17 protein-coding genes are annotated in these 15,827 nt (G+C 67.3%); 15 read left to right on the forward strand and 2 right to left on the reverse strand.

The features are described 5' to 3' along the window. Window positions 1-40 precede the first annotated feature (40 nt). Window positions 41-826, reverse strand: coding sequence for a class I SAM-dependent methyltransferase (locus tag QM701_RS00195; RefSeq protein WP_415165095.1), 786 nt, complete (start codon window positions 824-826; stop codon window positions 41-43). Window positions 827-1,154: 328 nt separating this feature from the next. Here QM701_RS00195 and QM701_RS00200 point away from each other — a divergent pair, with 328 nt between their 5' ends. From QM701_RS00200 to QM701_RS00225, 6 genes are read left to right on the forward strand one after another with little or no spacing between them, the layout of a single operon-like run. After that, window positions 1,155-2,192 (forward strand): ABC transporter substrate-binding protein, encoded by a 1,038-nt coding sequence (locus QM701_RS00200; protein WP_415165096.1) that lies wholly within the window; start codon window positions 1,155-1,157, stop codon window positions 2,190-2,192. Beyond that, window positions 2,189-3,403 (forward strand): MFS transporter, encoded by a 1,215-nt coding sequence (locus tag QM701_RS00205; protein WP_415165097.1) that lies wholly within the window; start codon window positions 2,189-2,191, stop codon window positions 3,401-3,403. Before QM701_RS00200 ends, QM701_RS00205 begins: the two co-directional genes overlap by 4 nt. After that, window positions 3,387-4,226: an ABC transporter permease gene (locus tag QM701_RS00210; protein WP_415165098.1), complete on the forward strand. Its 840-nt coding sequence runs from the start codon at window positions 3,387-3,389 to the stop codon at window positions 4,224-4,226. Before QM701_RS00205 ends, QM701_RS00210 begins: the two co-directional genes overlap by 17 nt. A gap of 10 nt (window positions 4,227-4,236) precedes the next feature. Beyond that, the gene (locus QM701_RS00215) at window positions 4,237-5,022 is read left to right on the forward strand and encodes an ABC transporter permease (protein WP_415165099.1); all 786 of its coding nucleotides are present in this window, start codon (window positions 4,237-4,239) and stop codon (window positions 5,020-5,022) included. Between the two features lie 17 nt (window positions 5,023-5,039). Next, window positions 5,040-5,891 carry an ABC transporter ATP-binding protein gene (locus QM701_RS00220; protein ID WP_415165100.1) on the forward strand — a complete coding sequence of 284 codons (852 nt, stop codon included), beginning with the start codon at window positions 5,040-5,042 and terminating at the stop codon, window positions 5,889-5,891. A 4-nt stretch (window positions 5,892-5,895) separates the two neighbouring features. Further along, window positions 5,896-6,435, forward strand: coding sequence for a GNAT family N-acetyltransferase (locus tag QM701_RS00225; protein WP_415165101.1), 540 nt, complete (start codon window positions 5,896-5,898; stop codon window positions 6,433-6,435). 58 nt (window positions 6,436-6,493) lie between these two features. Here the strand turns inward: QM701_RS00225 and epsC are convergent, their stop codons facing one another. Next, the gene (gene epsC / locus QM701_RS00230) at window positions 6,494-7,435 is read right to left on the reverse strand and encodes a serine O-acetyltransferase EpsC (RefSeq protein ID WP_415165102.1); all 942 of its coding nucleotides are present in this window, start codon (window positions 7,433-7,435) and stop codon (window positions 6,494-6,496) included. Between the two features lie 234 nt (window positions 7,436-7,669). Between epsC and QM701_RS00235 the strand changes: the two genes are divergently transcribed. The 9 genes from QM701_RS00235 (at window position 7,670) to QM701_RS00275 (ending at window position 15,711) form a co-directional block, all read left to right on the forward strand. Then, window positions 7,670-8,467, forward strand: a complete 798-nt coding sequence (locus QM701_RS00235) for an EAL domain-containing protein (RefSeq protein ID WP_415165103.1) — start codon at window positions 7,670-7,672, stop codon at window positions 8,465-8,467. A gap of 120 nt (window positions 8,468-8,587) precedes the next feature. Continuing rightward, window positions 8,588-9,082, forward strand: a complete 495-nt coding sequence (locus tag QM701_RS00240) for a rhodanese-like domain-containing protein (protein WP_415165104.1) — start codon at window positions 8,588-8,590, stop codon at window positions 9,080-9,082. Between the two features lie 16 nt (window positions 9,083-9,098). Continuing rightward, window positions 9,099-9,542, forward strand: coding sequence for a YeeE/YedE family protein (locus QM701_RS00245; protein ID WP_415165105.1), 444 nt, complete (start codon window positions 9,099-9,101; stop codon window positions 9,540-9,542). Then, the gene (locus QM701_RS00250; protein ID WP_415165106.1) at window positions 9,539-9,985 is read left to right on the forward strand and encodes a DUF6691 family protein; all 447 of its coding nucleotides are present in this window, start codon (window positions 9,539-9,541) and stop codon (window positions 9,983-9,985) included. Before QM701_RS00245 ends, QM701_RS00250 begins: the two co-directional genes overlap by 4 nt. A 207-nt stretch (window positions 9,986-10,192) precedes the next feature. Further along, a complete protein-coding gene (locus tag QM701_RS00255) occupies window positions 10,193-10,318 on the forward strand; it encodes a hypothetical protein (protein ID WP_415165107.1) in 126 nt (41 codons plus the stop codon). Then, window positions 10,315-11,181: a c-type cytochrome gene (locus QM701_RS00260; RefSeq protein WP_415165108.1), complete on the forward strand. Its 867-nt coding sequence runs from the start codon at window positions 10,315-10,317 to the stop codon at window positions 11,179-11,181. The genes QM701_RS00255 and QM701_RS00260 overlap by 4 nt, the downstream gene beginning before the upstream one ends. 35 nt (window positions 11,182-11,216) lie before the next feature. After that, a complete protein-coding gene (locus QM701_RS00265; RefSeq protein ID WP_415165109.1) occupies window positions 11,217-12,611 on the forward strand; it encodes a cbb3-type cytochrome c oxidase subunit I in 1,395 nt (464 codons plus the stop codon). Further along, window positions 12,604-13,449, forward strand: coding sequence for a CbbQ/NirQ/NorQ/GpvN family protein (locus QM701_RS00270; protein WP_415165110.1), 846 nt, complete (start codon window positions 12,604-12,606; stop codon window positions 13,447-13,449). The genes QM701_RS00265 and QM701_RS00270 overlap by 8 nt, the downstream gene beginning before the upstream one ends. Window positions 13,450-13,710: 261 nt before the next feature. Further along, window positions 13,711-15,711 carry a nitric oxide reductase activation protein NorD gene (locus QM701_RS00275; protein ID WP_415165111.1) on the forward strand — a complete coding sequence of 667 codons (2,001 nt, stop codon included), beginning with the start codon at window positions 13,711-13,713 and terminating at the stop codon, window positions 15,709-15,711. Window positions 15,712-15,827: the final 116 nt, after the last annotated feature.

The raw sequence follows: 15,827 nt of genomic DNA on the forward strand, positions 1-15,827 counted from the left end.
CGATGATTCCGGAGCCACCTTGGCGCCCGGCCATTGCGGTTCAGCGGTCGTTACGGGCCGAGCGAACGACGTCGACCGGAACGGGCGCGTCGATCGGCTTGGCGAACAGCAGCGTGGCGCGCTCGGGCGCTCGGGCATCCTGGGGTTTCGCGCCGATATCCGATCGCGCTTTCAGGACAAACCCGCTCGCCTTTGCGCGCTCGATGATGTAGTTCTCTTCGATCCGGCCGGTCCGCTTGGTTTCCTCGACGGAGGAACCGGGCGCCGCCCGATACTCGACGATCCCGAGAACGCCGCCGGACTTGAGCGCACGGTAAGCGGCGGCAAACGCGCCGTCGACGACGCCGTTCCGTATCCAGGCCGCGACGTTGAATGCGGAGATGACGGCGTCCACGCCGCCGACCGGCCGCAGATCGCTGTTTGGCGGATCGAACGTGACGATCGCGGCTTCCCCGAATATATCGGGCGCGTCGGCAACCTTGTCGAGGTAACGGCTGCGCAGACGCGTGCGTTCCGGCGTATTTGCCGGCTCGATGGCGGCGATCAGCCGGCCGCTCTCGCCGAGATAGGGCGCGAGAATCTCGGTGTACCAGCCGTCCTTCGGCCAGATTTCGATGACCTTGTGGTCCGGCTTGATGCCGAAGAACTCCAGCGTTTCCTTGGGATGCAACTCGCGGTCCAGCGCCTTGTGCTCGTCGCTGCGATGTTTTCCGGAGATCGCCGATTCCAGCGATGACGCCGGATCCACGCCGAAGGCGAAGGTAGGGAACAACAGGCCAAGGTATACCGCGGCCAGTGAAACGAAGCTTCGAAACTGCGATTTCACGGAAATTCTCCTTTCATCTGAATGGCGTCGGCCGGCGAGAGGCGGACCGGCGCCATTCTCTTCTTGCAGAAGACGACGTGGAACGCAGAAGAATTGATATTCAAATAACAGTCGATCGTAATTAGCTAATGAAATATTAATATGTCGCCCAATTGAAAACGCGTATTAGGAAATTTATGAGGAGACTCTAAGCAAATAGGCAAAAAATCGTTTTTCTATCGTATTTCGACATCAATAATGCATAAGACGTTACTCGCCGCATGGTTAATCGCTGTGTCCCATAACAGATCGGAATATGATGAAATCAATGATACGAGTTGTTGCGACGATGCTTCTTGCGCTTTCGGTGGCTCATGCGAACGGTGCCGCGAATCCGGAAATCATTCGCTTCGGCGTCGCCGATATCGGTATCGGAGGCAAGCCGGTCGCGGGTGGCACTTCGGTCAACCTGGTGCATATCAGGGGGCTGCTTGACGAGGAGTTCAAGAAAGACGGAATCAAGGTCGAATGGAGCTTCTTCAAGGGCGCGGGTCCGGCCGTCAACGAATCGATCGCCAACGGTCAGCTTGATTTTGCCTGGCAGGGCGATCTGCCGGCGATAATCGCCCGGGCGGGGGGGCTCAAGACCAAGCTGATCCTCGCCACGGATAAATTCCAGCCGACTTATCTCGTGGTGCCGGCCGATTCGCCGGCGAAGTCGATCGAAGATCTCAAGGGCAGGAAGGTCGCAATTTTCAAGGGCACCAACCTGCAACTGGTGGCGATCCGCGTCTATGAGGGGCTCGGCCTGACCGAGCGTGATTTCAAGACCATCAACATGGACCAGCCGACGATCCAGACGGCGCTTGCCACGAAGGACATCGAAGGAGGATGGCTGGGGGCCCAGGCGTTCAATCTGGTCGACAAAGGCATAGCCCGTATCCTGTACGCCACCAACGGACCATCCACCAAGCCGGTGCGCCGTACCATCCACGTGCTGGTGACCGAGGATTTCGAGAAACAGCAGCCTCGGATCGTACAGCGCGTCGTCAACACCATCCTCAAGGAAGCCGCCTGGCTCGCCGACGACAAGCATCGCGACGAGGCCTACGCACTCTGGAGCCGCTCGGGAATCGCGGCAGCCGCCTACAAGCGCGATCAGGATGCCGATTTCGCCCTCCGGCACAACCCGCTGATCGATGAACTGTTCATCACGCATTACAAGGAAGCAGCGGACGCTTCGTTCAAGAACAGACTCATCCGCAAGCCGGTCGAGGTCGATTCGTGGTTCGAGACCAAGTATTTGAAGCAGGGATTGAAGGATCTCAAGCTGGAAAAACTCTGGCCGGAATTCGACGCGGGCGGAAAACCGAGGCCGATCAAATGAGCCGTGCCGGACGGCCGTCTTTTTTCGCCTTTGCCGTGCTTTCGCTGCTTGGCGGCCTGAGTTTCGGGTTGATTCGCGTGACTACGGCACTCTATGCCCTCGACCTCGACGCCTCCACCGCCGAGCAGGGACTCATTGCGGCGGCTCAGAACGTCGGGCTGCTATTGATGGCGCTGCCGGTGGGGTGGCTTGTCGAAACCCGCGGGGCACGGTGGTCGTTCGTCTTCGGAAGCCTCGTTGCGGGACTTGTGCTGATCGCCGTGCCGCTGGTTCGGGCGCCGTCGTTCTTGATGGCGTGCTCCGGCGCGCTTGGATTTCTCATACCGTTCCGATTCGTCGCCGTCAATGCCGAATTCATGGAACAGTTGTCCGGCCTGGGCGAGCATCGCGCCGGGTGGGCGCGCGGCAGTTCGCTGATCGGCATGCTGCTGATCGGCCCGGGGCTCGCGGTCGCCATCGTCGCATGGCTCGGATTCGCCGCTTTGTGGTACGTCATCGCGGCGACCCTGGGGGTGTCCGTATTCATCGCACCGTTTGCATTCGGCAGGCGTGCCGGGCCGGCGCGCGCGCCACGATGCTCCCCGCCGTCGGACATTTCGCGCGAGATACGCCGGTTGGCGCACGATCCGGAACTGCGTGAAACGTGCCTGGTGGAATTCGCCATGCAGTCGGTCATCGCCTTTTTCGGTTTCTTCGTCATTCCGCTCGCCGTCGAATCACTCGCTTTTTCCGCCACCGCTGCCGCGCACCTGATTACCATCGAAGGGGCATTCTTCGTCGGAGCGCTGTTCCTGCTTGGCCGGGCGTTGACGCGCCAGGCGCCGCAGCGGCTATACCTTTTCGCACTGCCCGTCGCGGGCCTGGCGTTGTTCGGTTTCGGCCTGGGCGCCACCCACGCCGGTGCCTGGACGGCCAGCGCCTTGCTGGGGTTCTCGCTGGGAACGCTTCAGCTCGTCAATCTCGGGCGCTTCTCGCGTATCGGCGGTCTTCTCGGACGCGGCAGGATCGCCGGCGTCATTTCGTTGATTGGTCCGGCGGGCGGCCTGCTCGGATGCCTGGTCGGAGGATGGCTGGGAGCATGGTTCGGTCTGCGGGCGGTGTTCGTCCTGTTTGCCCTGGGAATGATGTCCGGCGCGGCGTTCATCGGCTTGCGCGTCGGGCCGGCGGATCGTGCGCCGTTGGAAGGAGAGTCCGATGTCGCTGCGGGATAGCGTTCTGTCACGTGCTTTTCTTTCGGCCTCCCGCCTGCCGTGGCCGGATGCCGGCGCGTTGCGCCGCAAAGCTTCGGCGGCGGTGCTTGCCATGGTGGTGCCGGCATTGCTGTTGTACCTGTGGCAACTCGCCTCCCTGCATGCGTGGGTTCCGGCGATGATCCTGCCGGAACCGCGCCTGGTCCTCGATTCACTTTCCGACTTGTGGCGGTCGGGAGAACTGGCGGCGCATCTGGGCATCAGCTTGAGCCGCCTGGTCCTCGGCTTTCTGGTCGGCGCCCTGGCAGGATTGTTCCTGGGCTTCGCGATGGGGCTCTCGCGCGTGGTCGAGGCCTATGTCTATCCCACGTTCAAGGCGCTCAGCCAGGTTCCGGCGCTCGGCTGGATTCCCCTGGCGATCATGCTGGCAGGCATCGACGAGGCAATGAAAGTCATCGTCGTCGCCAAGGCCGCGTGGGTGCCGGTCGCGATCAACACACAGCAGGCGATCCGCAACATTCCGGAAGAGTTCCTTGAGGTCGGACGCATCTATCGTTTCAACCTGGCGCAACGGTTGACCCGGATCGTCGTGCCGGGGGCGCTCCCGGGGATTTTCAACGGTATCCGCTATGGCTTGACGCACGCCTGGCTGGCGCTGGTGACGGTCGAGCTGCTGGCATCGAGCGAGGGCATCGGTTTCCTGGTGATCTGGGGGCGGCAACTGGCGCAGCTCGATATCGTCCTGGCGGTGATCGTGGTCATCGGCCTCATCGGTTCGTCGATCGACCAGGCGCTGCAATGGGTGGAGTTGCATTTTCTCGCCTGGCGGCGAACGGCTTTCTGAGGATGACTGCATGGACCGGCTGATCGCGTTGCCCGGCTTTCTTCGCCGCGATTATCGAGGCCTGGCGCTGCCGCTGTCGTTGCTGCTCGCCTGGTACGTCGTGACGACCTTCGATCTGGCGAATTCGCACATTCTGGCGCCGCCCCAGGCGGTCTGGCTCGAAGGCTACAAGCACCTGATGACCGGGAGCTTTTTCCTCGATCTGGTCAGCAGCCTGTCGCGCGATGCGGCGGGCCTCGCCGCCGGCGGGTCGGCCGGCCTGTTGCTGGGGCTCGCGCTCGGGGTGTCGCGCTGGTGCGAGCGCCTGATCGCGCCGACGTTCAACGCCTTGAAGCAGATTGCCATTTTCGCCTGGATTCCGCTGATTTCGGCGTGGTTCGGAACCGGCGAATCGGCGAAGGTCGTCTTCGTCGCGCTGGCGGCATTCTTCCCGATGGTCATCAACGTGTTCGAAGGGGTGCGCGGCGTCAGCCGCGACTACGTCGAAGTGGCGCGCGCCTTCGAGTTCGGACCGTGGCAACTGCTGCGCAAGGTCATTCTGCCGGCGGCCAGTCCGCAAATCCTGACCGGATTGCAGTTGGCGCTGATCTACTCCTGGCTGGCCACGCTGGGCGCGGAATATTTCATGAAGTCGAGTTACGGCGTCGGGAACTCGATGATCGACGGGCGCGAGCATTTCAATATGGGGTCGGTGCTGTTCGGCGTCGTCGTGGTCGGGGTGATCGGCGCCGTCATCGACCGGTTTTCCACGCGCCTCGAACGGCGGCTGCTGCGCTGGCGCAATCACGGGAGTTGAAACGAAAAGGAGATGTCATGACCAGTACCGGTGACCTGCGCCTCAGTGGTATCCGCAAGAACTACGTCGTCAACCAAAGGACTCTCGAAGTGCTGGACGACATCGAACTGGACGTTCGCTCCGGCGAATTCGTCAGCATCGTCGGCACCAGCGGATGCGGCAAGTCCACGCTGCTCCGCCTGGTTCTCGGCCTGGACGGCGATTTTTCCGGCGAAATCCTGCAGAACGGCCGGCCGATCGACGGCACCAGCCTGTCGCGCGGCATCGTCTTTCAGGAACATCGCCTGTTCCCGTGGCTGACCGTCGAGCAGAACGTCGGCCTGGCGCTGCAGAACTCGCCGCTGAGTGCCGCGGAGAGGCGCAATGCGATCCAGGAACATATCGAGCTGGTGGGACTCGCGGGATTCGAGAAGGCCTATCCCTACCAGCTCTCCGGCGGCATGTCGCAACGGATCGCCATCGCGCGCGGCCTGGTGAATCGGCCGGAGGTGTTGCTGCTTGACGAGCCGTTCGGCGCGCTGGACCCGCTGACCCGCGCCAACCTGCAGAATGAACTGCAGGCCATCTGGGCGTACGAGAAGATCACCATGATCCTCGTTACGCACGATGTCGAGGAGGCCGTCTTCCTCGGCGACCGAGTCGTCGTCATGGAGCCGCGCCCGGGGAGGATTCGGCGGATCGTGCCGGTCGACGTGGCTCGTCCGCGCGAACGTCTCGATCCGCGCCTGCGGGCCATCCGCGAGGAAGTGTTGCGCGAATTCGCCGAAACGTCGCCTTCCCGGACGCCGGAAAGGCCGGCGTTTCGGCCCGTCGTTTCGCTGCAACCCGTGTTTGCCGAAGGTGCGCTCGAATCCGTGGCGATCAGGTGAGGCCGTGAACGAAGTCCATATCGGACAGGCGGGGCCACGGGAGGCCTTGGCGTTGCTGCCGGGGTTGATCGCCCTGATCGAGGATGCCGTCGCGGGCGGCGCATCGGTCGGGTTCCTGCACCCCGTGCGTCTGGCGGAAGCCGAGGCGTATTGGTTCGAGCGTATCCGCGAGATTGATTGCGGCTGCCGCGTACTGCTGCTGGCACGCGCTGGCGAACGGCTCGTCGGAACGGTGCAACTCAGGCTCGAGACGCAGCCCAACGGCACGCACCGCGCGGAAATCCAGCGGCTGCTAGTGCTGCGCGAGGAGCGGCTGCAAGGAATCGGCCACCGGCTGGTTGCAGAAGCCGAGAGGGCGGCGATGCGTCTGGGGCGGTGGCTGTTGACGCTCAACACGCGCAGCGGCGACCTGCCCGAGCAGTTCTACCTCCGGCGCGGGTACGTGCCGGTTGGGCGGATTCCCGAATTCGCCCGCAATCCGGACGGTTCTTTCAACACGACCACCATTCTTTACCGGCAGCTCGCCACTTCCGTCCCAGCGTGACAGGGACATCGAACTCCATGAGCAAACCCACACAGCACATCGAGAACTGACCGGACGATCAGTCTTCCCCGGACGACGGCGCCTGGTTGAGGCCGGCCTGGGTGACGTTGCTGTGCGGCGGGACGCTGTGCGTCAGCCAGACGTTGCCGCCGATGGTCGAGCCGCGCCCGATGGTGACGCGGCCGAGCACGGTGGCGCCGGCGTAGATGACCACCTCGTCCTCGACGATCGGATGGCGCTCCCCGCCTTTGCGCAAGGCGCCGTGCGCGTCCTTCGGGAAGCGCCGCGCGCCGAGCGTCACGGCCTGGTACAGGCGGACGTGCTCGCCGATGACGGTGGTCTCGCCGATCACCACGCCGGTGCCGTGATCGATGAAGAAATGGCCGCCGATGCGGGCGCCGGGATGGATGTCGATCCCCGTCTTGGAGTGGGCGATGTCGGAAATCAGCCGGGCCAGGAAGGTGGCGCCCAGGCCGTGCAGGGAGTGCGCCAGCCGGTGGTAGATGTTGGCCAGCATGCCCGGATAGCAGAGCAGGATCTCGGAATAGCTGGTCGCCGCGGGGTCGCCCTGGTAGGCGGCGTGCAGGTCGCTGACCAGCAGCGCGCGGATGGCGGGGAGGCCGGCGGCGAAGGCCTGGGTGATCTCGACGGCCTTGCGGCGCAGCGCGGCGTCGTTCTCGATGTCCTCGACGGCGACGAAGAACAGTCCGCGCCGGACCTGTTCCGCGAGGTCGGTGAGCGCCGAGTTCAGCGTGCTGCCGACGAAATAGTCCACGCTCTCGTCGGTCAGGTCGCGGTTGCCGTAATGCGTGGGGAACAGCGCCGCCGCCAGTTCCTCGACGACGTGTTCGAGCACGGCCCGCGCCGGCAGCTCGCGGATGCGCCCCTTGTGGCGCACGCTGTGCGTGGTCTCGCGCGAGGTGCGCAGTGCGGCGACGAGGGGCGCCAGATCCCAGCGGGACTTGGCGATCTCGCTGTTCCTGAACGACGGGATGGACATCGGAATCCTCGGTAGTGGAGAGCGGCGGATCGCCGCGCCGAAAAAATGTAGCAGCGGCCAGCCGGGTTTCGAACGACTGAATTCGCATATGCATATCACCGCGACGGATATGTCCCGCGCCGGCGGATATGCCGCACGGCCTATAAGCTAGTGCAAACAAAATCGTTCCCGCGCGCGGGGCGCATGGGTAGGGTATGCATCCTGACTCAACGCCGATTCCGCGAGGTGCCCGCCATGCCTTTGACCGATTTCATCCGCTACCTGAACGCGCAGCTGCCGTTCTCGCATTCCCAGCTGCAGCTCACGTCGCCGTTCTATTCCGAGGGCGGCCGGGTGCTCGTCCGCTACCGCCACCTCCGGCTGGAATCGGAGTTCCTGCCGATCGTCGAGACCGCCGGCGGCGGCGTGCGCGGCCACGCGGCGCGCCTGCTGGCCACGGCGGAGCACAGCTACCAGAGCGTCGCCGAGCCGGCGGTCTTCGCACTGCCCGAAAGCAGCGAGGAACTGGTGTTCGTCGACCGCCTGACGCGCACGCTGCACACGCTGAACTACCTGACCTACCTCGACCGCAAGTCGCGCGGGCTGCTCCTGCTGAAGGTGCATCCGCGCCACGTGGCCGGCGTCGCGCGCGATCACGGGCTGGCGTTCGAGGAAATACTCCGCGCCTGCGGCCTGCTGCCCGACGAGATCACCCTCGAACTCGGCGTGCCGGAGGACGCCGATGCGGGGCATCTCCTGCGCGCGATCGCCAACTACAAGCTGCGCGGCTACGGCATTGCGCTGGCGGGCGCCGGCCGGCGTCCGCCCGGCCTGGGCCTGGTGCGCGCCGCCGGGCCGACGATCGTCGGCCTGCGGCCGCCGGAAACCGCGCGATCCGGCGCCGTCCGCCGCTACGTCGACGCGCTGCACGCGCTGCGCATCTCCGCGCTGGTGCGCGGCGAGGAGCAGCCGCTGCCGCGCGCGCACCTCCTGGAAAACGGCTTCGACCTGCGCACCGAGCCGCCGCGCGCACGCCTGCGGGAGGCGTCGTGAGGCTCCATATCACCGATGCGAATAAGCAAAGCAGGAGAAATTCGTTCGGTTTTCGCGGACGGCTGGCTAGGATGGTTCCGGCAAACCACCGATCATCGAAGCGCATCGCAGGAGACAGCCATGTCGGCATCCGCAGCACGAATCGTGAATCTTTCCGAAGCACGCGCGGGCGAGAGCCTGGACGACATTCTTTATCGCGCCGAGAACCGCGCCCGCGAACGGGAAATCCCGTATCGCGGCCAGCTCACGCCGGATGAGGCCTGGCGCGTCTGCCAGGAGTATCCCGGCGCCCGGCTGGTCAACATCCGCACCAAGGAAGAGCTGGTGCTGATCGGGCGCGTGCCCGGCGCCGTCGAGATCCAGTGGCGCCTGTTCCAGGACTGGGACCTGAATCCGCGTTTCCTGCGGGACATCAGGAAGAATTTCCTGCCGACCGACACGATCCTGCTGCTGTGCCGTTCCGGCGTGCGCTCGCGCGAAGCGGCCGAGCTGCTGGCGGCCGAGGGTTTCCGCAATTGCTTCAACATCCTGGAAGGCTTCGAGGGCGACAAGAACGAGGCCGGCCAGCGCGTGATCGCCGGCTGGAAGGTGCGCGGCCTGCCGTGGTCGCAATGATCGCCGGCGCGCGGCCGTGTCGATCGACTGGCTGAATTTCTCGCCGACGGCGGCGCTGGCCGGCGGGCTGTCGATCGGCGTCGCCTGCACGCTGCTGCTGCTCGGCATCGGCCGGATCGCGGGGATCAGCGGCATCCTGAGCGGCCTGCTCGATCCCGCCGGCCGCGATTTCGGCTGGAAGCTGTCCTTCATCGCCGGGCTGGTGATCGCGCCGACGCTGCTGAAATCGTTTGTGCCGGCCGCCGGCGTCATCGGCGCGCCGGCCGCGTCCTCGCTCGATTTCCTGGCCGGCGGATTGCTGGCGGGCCTCGGGGCGCGGCTGGCCAACGGCTGCACCAGCGGCCACGGCATTTGCGGGCTGGCACGGTTTTCCAGGCGCTCGCTGGTCGCGGTGGCGCTCTTCATGGCCACGGCGATGGCCGTGACCTACGTCCGGCGCCACGTGCTCGGTCCGGCATGAGCGTGGTCAAGCCGGCGGTGGCGCTGCTGTCCGGGCTGCTGTTCGGCGCGGGCCTGTTCGTCTCCGGCCTGAGCGATCCGGCGAAGGTGCTGGGATTCCTCGACGTCTTCGGCACCTGGGACCCGTCGCTGGCGCTGGTCATGGCCGGGGCGCTGAGCGTCGTCGTGGTCGAGTTCAACGGCGCCCGCGCGCTCGACCGGTCTTTCATTGGAGAGCCTTTTGTCTGGCCGAAGTCCGGGCCGGTGGACCTGCCGCTGGTGGCGGGCAGCATCCTGTTCGGCCTCGGCTGGGGCATCGCCGGGCTGTGCCCCGGCACGGCGCTGGTCGGACTCGGGCTCGGCCGGCTGCCGGCGGCGCTGTTCGTGATCGGCCTTCTGCTCGGCTCCATGATGGGCGGCGCGTGGTCCGGGGAAGCCGGGCGGACGTCGAACCGGCCGGGTTGAACCGCTAGTCCGCCGGCATGCGCATGCCGTCCGGTGGCGCCGGACGGCCGATGCCGCCTTGCCGGCCAAGGAACTCGACGCTTGCACCGGTGGTCAGATCGGGCGGGCAGGTTGCCGGAAAAAACTCTCCAGCGGGTCGCACCGTTCGCCGAGCTGGGAACGCCGGTTGCCGGAAGATCGTGTTGCGCGCCTGTGAGGGGACAAGCCATGGACAGCTCCGCCGTCGTCAGCCTGCTGGTCTGGATCAATCGCCTGGTGCTCGCGCTGCTGCTGCTGGCGGCCGGGTGGACCGCCTGGATCGTGGTGCATAACTGGGGCGGAATCAGCGTATGAACAAGCGCCAGACCCGGCTTTTCGCGATCGGCGCGACGGCGGTGAGCGCGCTGGTGTTCGCCGGCCTCACCATCGACAGCCACCGCCAGTTTCCCAAGCTCACGCAGGCGCAGAACATCACCGCCGAGGTGAAGCGCGGCAAGGACGTCTGGCACGCCAACAACTGCATCAACTGCCACACGCTGTTCGGCGAGGGCGCCTACTACGCGCCCGACCTGACCAAGATCACGCAGCACCGCGGCGCGGCCTACCTGCAGGCCTACATGCGCGATCCGTCGCAGTTCTACGACGAGAAGAAGCATCGCCGCCTGATGCCCAAGCAGAACCTTTCGGACACCGACATCACCGACCTGATCGCCTTCCTCGACTGGGTGAGCAAGGTGGACAACGCCGGCTGGCCGCCGCGTCCGATCCTGGTCAGCGGCGCCACGCTGCCGGGCAGCGACCGGCCGCCGCAGGACGTCACCACGGCGGCCGCGCCGGGCCTCGGCAGCCCGCCGCCCGGCGCGCGCCCGGTCGACGCCGGCAGCAACCCGATCGCGCTCGGCGAGAACGTCTTCCGCAGCGCGCAGCCGGCGTGTTCCTCGTGCCACTCGGTGGTGGCCGGCGTGGCGATGGTCGGGCCGTCGCTGGCCGGCGTCGCCGACCGCGCCGCCGCCACGCTGCAGTCGCCCGACTACAAGGGCAAGGCCAAGGACGTTGCGGGCTACCTGCGCGAATCGGTGGTGGAACCGAGCGCGCACATCGTCGCGGGCGGCACTTACGGCGCCAACGGCGTCTCGTTCATGCCGCCGACCTACGGCGAAAGCCTGCAGCCGGCGCAGATCGACCAGCTCGTCGACTATCTCGTCACCCTGAAATAGCCGCGACAGCCACGCTCTAGGGAAGGAAAGCCGCCATGCGCTACAAGAGTCAATCGGTCGCCTACTGGTACTTCGCGGTCGCCATGCTGCTCTTCGGCCTGCAAGTCGCCTTCGGCCTGCTCTCTGCCGCCAAGTACCTCGGGCCGGACCCGCTGCTCTACATCCTGCCTTTCGACGTGACCAAGGTGATCCACACCAACCTGCTGATCGTCTGGGTGCTGACCGGCTTCATGGGCGCCACCTACTGGATGGTGCCGGAGGAGTCGCGCACCGAGATCCACAGCACCCGGCTGGCCTATCTGCAGCTCGGTCTCTTCGTCGTCGCCGGCGTCGCCGCCGTGGTCGGGTACCTGTTCCGCTACGGCACCGGCAACAAGCTGCTCGAACAGCCGTTGTACGTCAAGCTGGCGATCGTCGTGGTCATGCTGATCTTCCTCTACAACGTCGGCATGACGATCTGGCGCGTCAAGCGCTTCACCACGCCCGAGGCGGTGCTGCTGCTCGGCCTGGCCAGCGCCGCGGTGCTCTACCTGCCGGCCCTGCTGCCCTTCGACAACTACACCGTGTCGATCTTCTACCGCTGGTGGACCATCCACCTGTGGGTCGAGGGCGTCTGGGAGATGATCCAGGGCGGCTTCCTCGCCTATCTGCTGATCCGGCTGTCGGGCGCCGACCGGGAGGTCATGGAGAAATGGCTGTACGTCATCGTCGGCCTGGTCTTCATCGCCGGCATCCTGGGTACGGCGCACCATTACTACTGGGTCGGCGTGCCGGCCTACTGGCTGCCGATCGGCGGCCTGTTCAGCGCCCTCGAACCGGTGGCGCTGGTGGGCATGGCGATCTACGCCTACGGCGCGATGCGCCGCTCGGGGCTGCAGCACCCGAACACGCTGGCGCTGCACTGGACCCTCGGCTCGGCGATCTACACCCTGTTCGGCGCCGGCCTGCTCGGCTTCGCCCATACCTTCCCCGAGGTGAACAAGTGGACGCACGGCACGCTGATCACCGCCATGCACGGCCACGCGGCCTTCTACGGCGCCTACGCGATGATCGTGCTGGCGATGATCACCTACGCGCTGCCGGCGCTGCAGCCCGGCCGGCCCGAGCGCGGCACGCCGCTGGGCTACTGGGCGTTCTGGACGCAGCTGACCGGCATGTTCGGCATGACTCTGTCGTTCGCCACGGCGGGCATCGCCCAGGTGTATCTCGAACGCATCATGGGGCTCGGCTACCTCGACACGCAGCTCAAGATCCAGGTGCACTTCCTGATGCTGGTCGGCACCGGCGGGCTGTTCGCCATCGGCGTGGCGCTCTTCGCCATCGACTTCTTCCGCTACGCGCCGCGCTTCCTGGTCAACGTCCGTCCGGCACCGGACGACTCGATCGCGCCGGCACGCGCCGCCACGGCCGCGCGCACGACCCATGCCTGACGGCGGCGCGACGGTGGCGCTGCGGCCCGGAATCCGGCCTGAACTCCGACCCGAGTTCCGGCCGGAGCCGTTCTACCTCGCCAACGGCGACGAGATCGCCATCTTCGAACGCTGCCACGCGCACGGGCTGGCGGTGATGCTCAAGGGGCCGACCGGCGTCGGCAAGACGCGCTTCGTCGAGCACATGGCCTGGCGGCTGGGACGGCCGCTGGTGACCATCGCCTGCCACGACGACCTGAGCGCCAGCGACCTCGTCGGCCGCTTCCTGATCCGCCACGACGGCACGGCCTGGCAGGACGGGCCGCTGACCCGCGCCGTGCGCGAGGGCGCGCTGTGCTACCTCGACGAGGTGGTCGAGGCGCGCCAGGACACGGTGGTCGTCCTGCACGCCCTGAGCGACCACCGGCGCATGCTGCCGATCGACAAGACCGGCGAGCTGCTGCACGCCGCGCCGGGATTCCAGCTCGTGATCTCGTACAACCCCGGCTACCAGCGCATGCTCAAGGACCTCAAGCCGAGCACGCGGCAGCGCTTCGTCACGCTCGACTTTGATTTTCCCTCGGCCGAGCACGAGGCGGCGATCATCGAGCGCGAGAGTCCCGGCATCGACGCGCCGACCGCGCGCGCCCTGGTCGAGCTCGGCCGGCGGCTGCGCGGACTGCATGACCGCGGCCTGGCCGAGGTGCCGGGCACGCGCCTGCTGATTTCCGCCGCGCGCCTCGTCGCCAGCGGCGTCGCCCCGCGCGCGGCGTGCTACGCGGCGATCGCCGGCCCGCTGTCGGACGACGCCGCGCTGGTCGGCGCCATGCACGACCTGATCGACGCCTGTTTTCCGTAGAGACGGCCAGGGAGACGCCGATTCATTGCGGATTCGTCATTCCGGCGCAAGCCGGAATCCAGGGAACCGGGCTCCGGCGCTTGCCGAGGCGACGGTTCTTTCAGCGTTTTCCTGATCTGTCGATGAGGCCCGAAGATGTGTGAATCCGTCACCCCGGCGCAAGCCGGAGTCCAGCCGGCGGTTGCTCTCCGATACTGGATACCGGCTTCCGCCGGTATGACGGCGACTTTCCACTTCATCGGGTTGGGGCAATAGCCTGCCATGGCCGAAGCCGAAGACGTCATCATCGACGCGGCGCGCCACGGCACGGCCTACGTGCAGGCGCTGTGGCGCCGGCACCGGCCGCGGCCGGCCGGCGCCGCCACCTTGCGGCTCGCCGACTGCGCCCAGCGCCTCGACCTGCTGCTTGCCGCGGCATTCGGGCGCAGCTTCCCCCTGCGCAGCGCGCAGCCGCCGAAACCGGCCGGACTGCTGGCGCGGCTCGCCGGCATGGGTCGCGGTCCGCGCGTCGCCGCCGCGCTGCCGGCGACCGACGGCACGCATCTCTGGCTGCCGCCTGACCTCGGCCTCGACGACGAAGCGGACGCTGCGCAGACCTACCGCTTGCTGGCGCTGCAGCAGGCGATGCGCGCCTGCCGGGGCAGCGCGGCGTGGTGGGCGCGGGCGAGCACGCCGCTCGAACGGGAGCTCGTCCTGCTGCTCGAAGCGGACGCGGCCGACGCCGCGCTGATGCGCGCACTGCCGGGACTCGCCCGGCCCCTGCACGCCCTGCGCGCGCGGGCGCTCGCGGCGCGGCCGCCGCTGGCGCGCTTCCCCGCCGGCCGGCGCGCGCTCGAACAGGCGCTGCGCGAACGGCTCGCCCGCGCGCCGGAGGCGTCGCGGCCCGACGCCGTGCTGGAGCATGCGCGCAGCTGGGCGCGCGACCTTGCCGGATCGACGGCCCGCGACACCCCGGCACTGTTCAAGGACCTGTGGACCGGCGAACTGCGCGCGCCGCCGGCGGGTGCGGCGCCGCCGGAAATCATCGCCGGCGAACCGCCCGCGCCCGACCAGAAAGCCCCGCGCAGCGCCCGCCTGGCGCGCGCGCCCCGCGTGCGGAACGCGCCCGATGATGACGACGCCGAGCCCGGCGCCTGGATGGTGCAGACCGCGCAACCGCATGAAATGGCCGCCGACCCGATGGGCCTGCAGCGCCCGACCGACCGCGACGCCGACACGGCGGCTGAGGATTTCGCCGAGGACCTCTCCGAATTGGCCGAGGCGCGGCAGATCGCCACGCCGGGACAGAGCAGGGAAGTGCTGCTCGCCGACGATCCGCCCGAGGCGCCGGCGCGCGCCGCTCCCCGGACGGCCGCGGACGGCGCCGGCGGGCGCGCCATCGACTATCCCGAATGGGATTTCAAGGCCGGCGCCTACCGCTATCCGGGCGCGCGCGTGCATCTGCTGCCCGCGGCCGGCGGCGATCCGGCCTGGGTGGAAACGACGCTGGCCGAACACCGCGGCCTGCTCGCCGGTGTCCGGCGCGGCTTCGAGACGCTCAAGGCCGAGCGCGCGGACCTGCGCCGCCAGCTCGACGGCGACGACATCGACCTCGAAGCGCTGGTCGAGGCGCGCGCCGATTATGCCGCCGGCCGGCCGCTCGCCCAGGCGGTGTACCGGGCGACGCGGCCGGCGCGGCGTTCGCTGGCGATCACGCTGCTGGTCAACATCAGCGGCTCGACCGACAGTTGGGTGAGCGCCCGGCGGCGCGTCATCGACGTCGAGCGCGAGGCGCTGCTGCTGGTCTGCGTGGCGCTCGAAAGCCTGCGCGAGGCGTACGCGGTGCTCGGCTTCTCCGGCCAGGGCATGCGCGGCGTGACGGTGCGCGAGCTCAAGCGTTTCGACGAACCCTACGCCGAGCCCGTGGCGCTGCGCATCGCCGCGCTCGAACCCGAGCACTACACGCGCACCGGCGCCGCCCTGCGCCACGCCGCGGCGGCGCTGATGCGGCAGCCGGCACGCCATCGGCTGCTGCTCCTGCTCTCCGACGGCAAGCCGAACGACGACGATCACTACGAGGGCCGCTACGGCGTCGAGGACCTGCGCCAGGCGGTCGTCGAGGCGCGGCTGCAGGGCATCAGCCCCTTCTGCCTGACCATCGACCGCGCGGCGTCGGCCTACCTCGCGCGGGTGTTCGGCGCGCACCACTACGCGCTGCTGCGCGAACCCGACCGCCTGCCCGGCGCCCTGCTGGCCTGGATGCGCCGCCTCGTGCTGCATTGAGCCGGGGGCCGCGGGGCCGCGACCACCTGATATGACAGGCCATATCGATATCGGAATAACTTCGTTCTAACGCCACAGGCCGCGCGCTAACCTGCTCTCCACTTCGAACCCCTCCG

Origin of the sequence: Propionivibrio sp., assembly GCF_047602565.1 — a bacterium.
Taxonomy (GTDB): domain Bacteria; phylum Pseudomonadota; class Gammaproteobacteria; order Burkholderiales; family Rhodocyclaceae; genus Propionivibrio.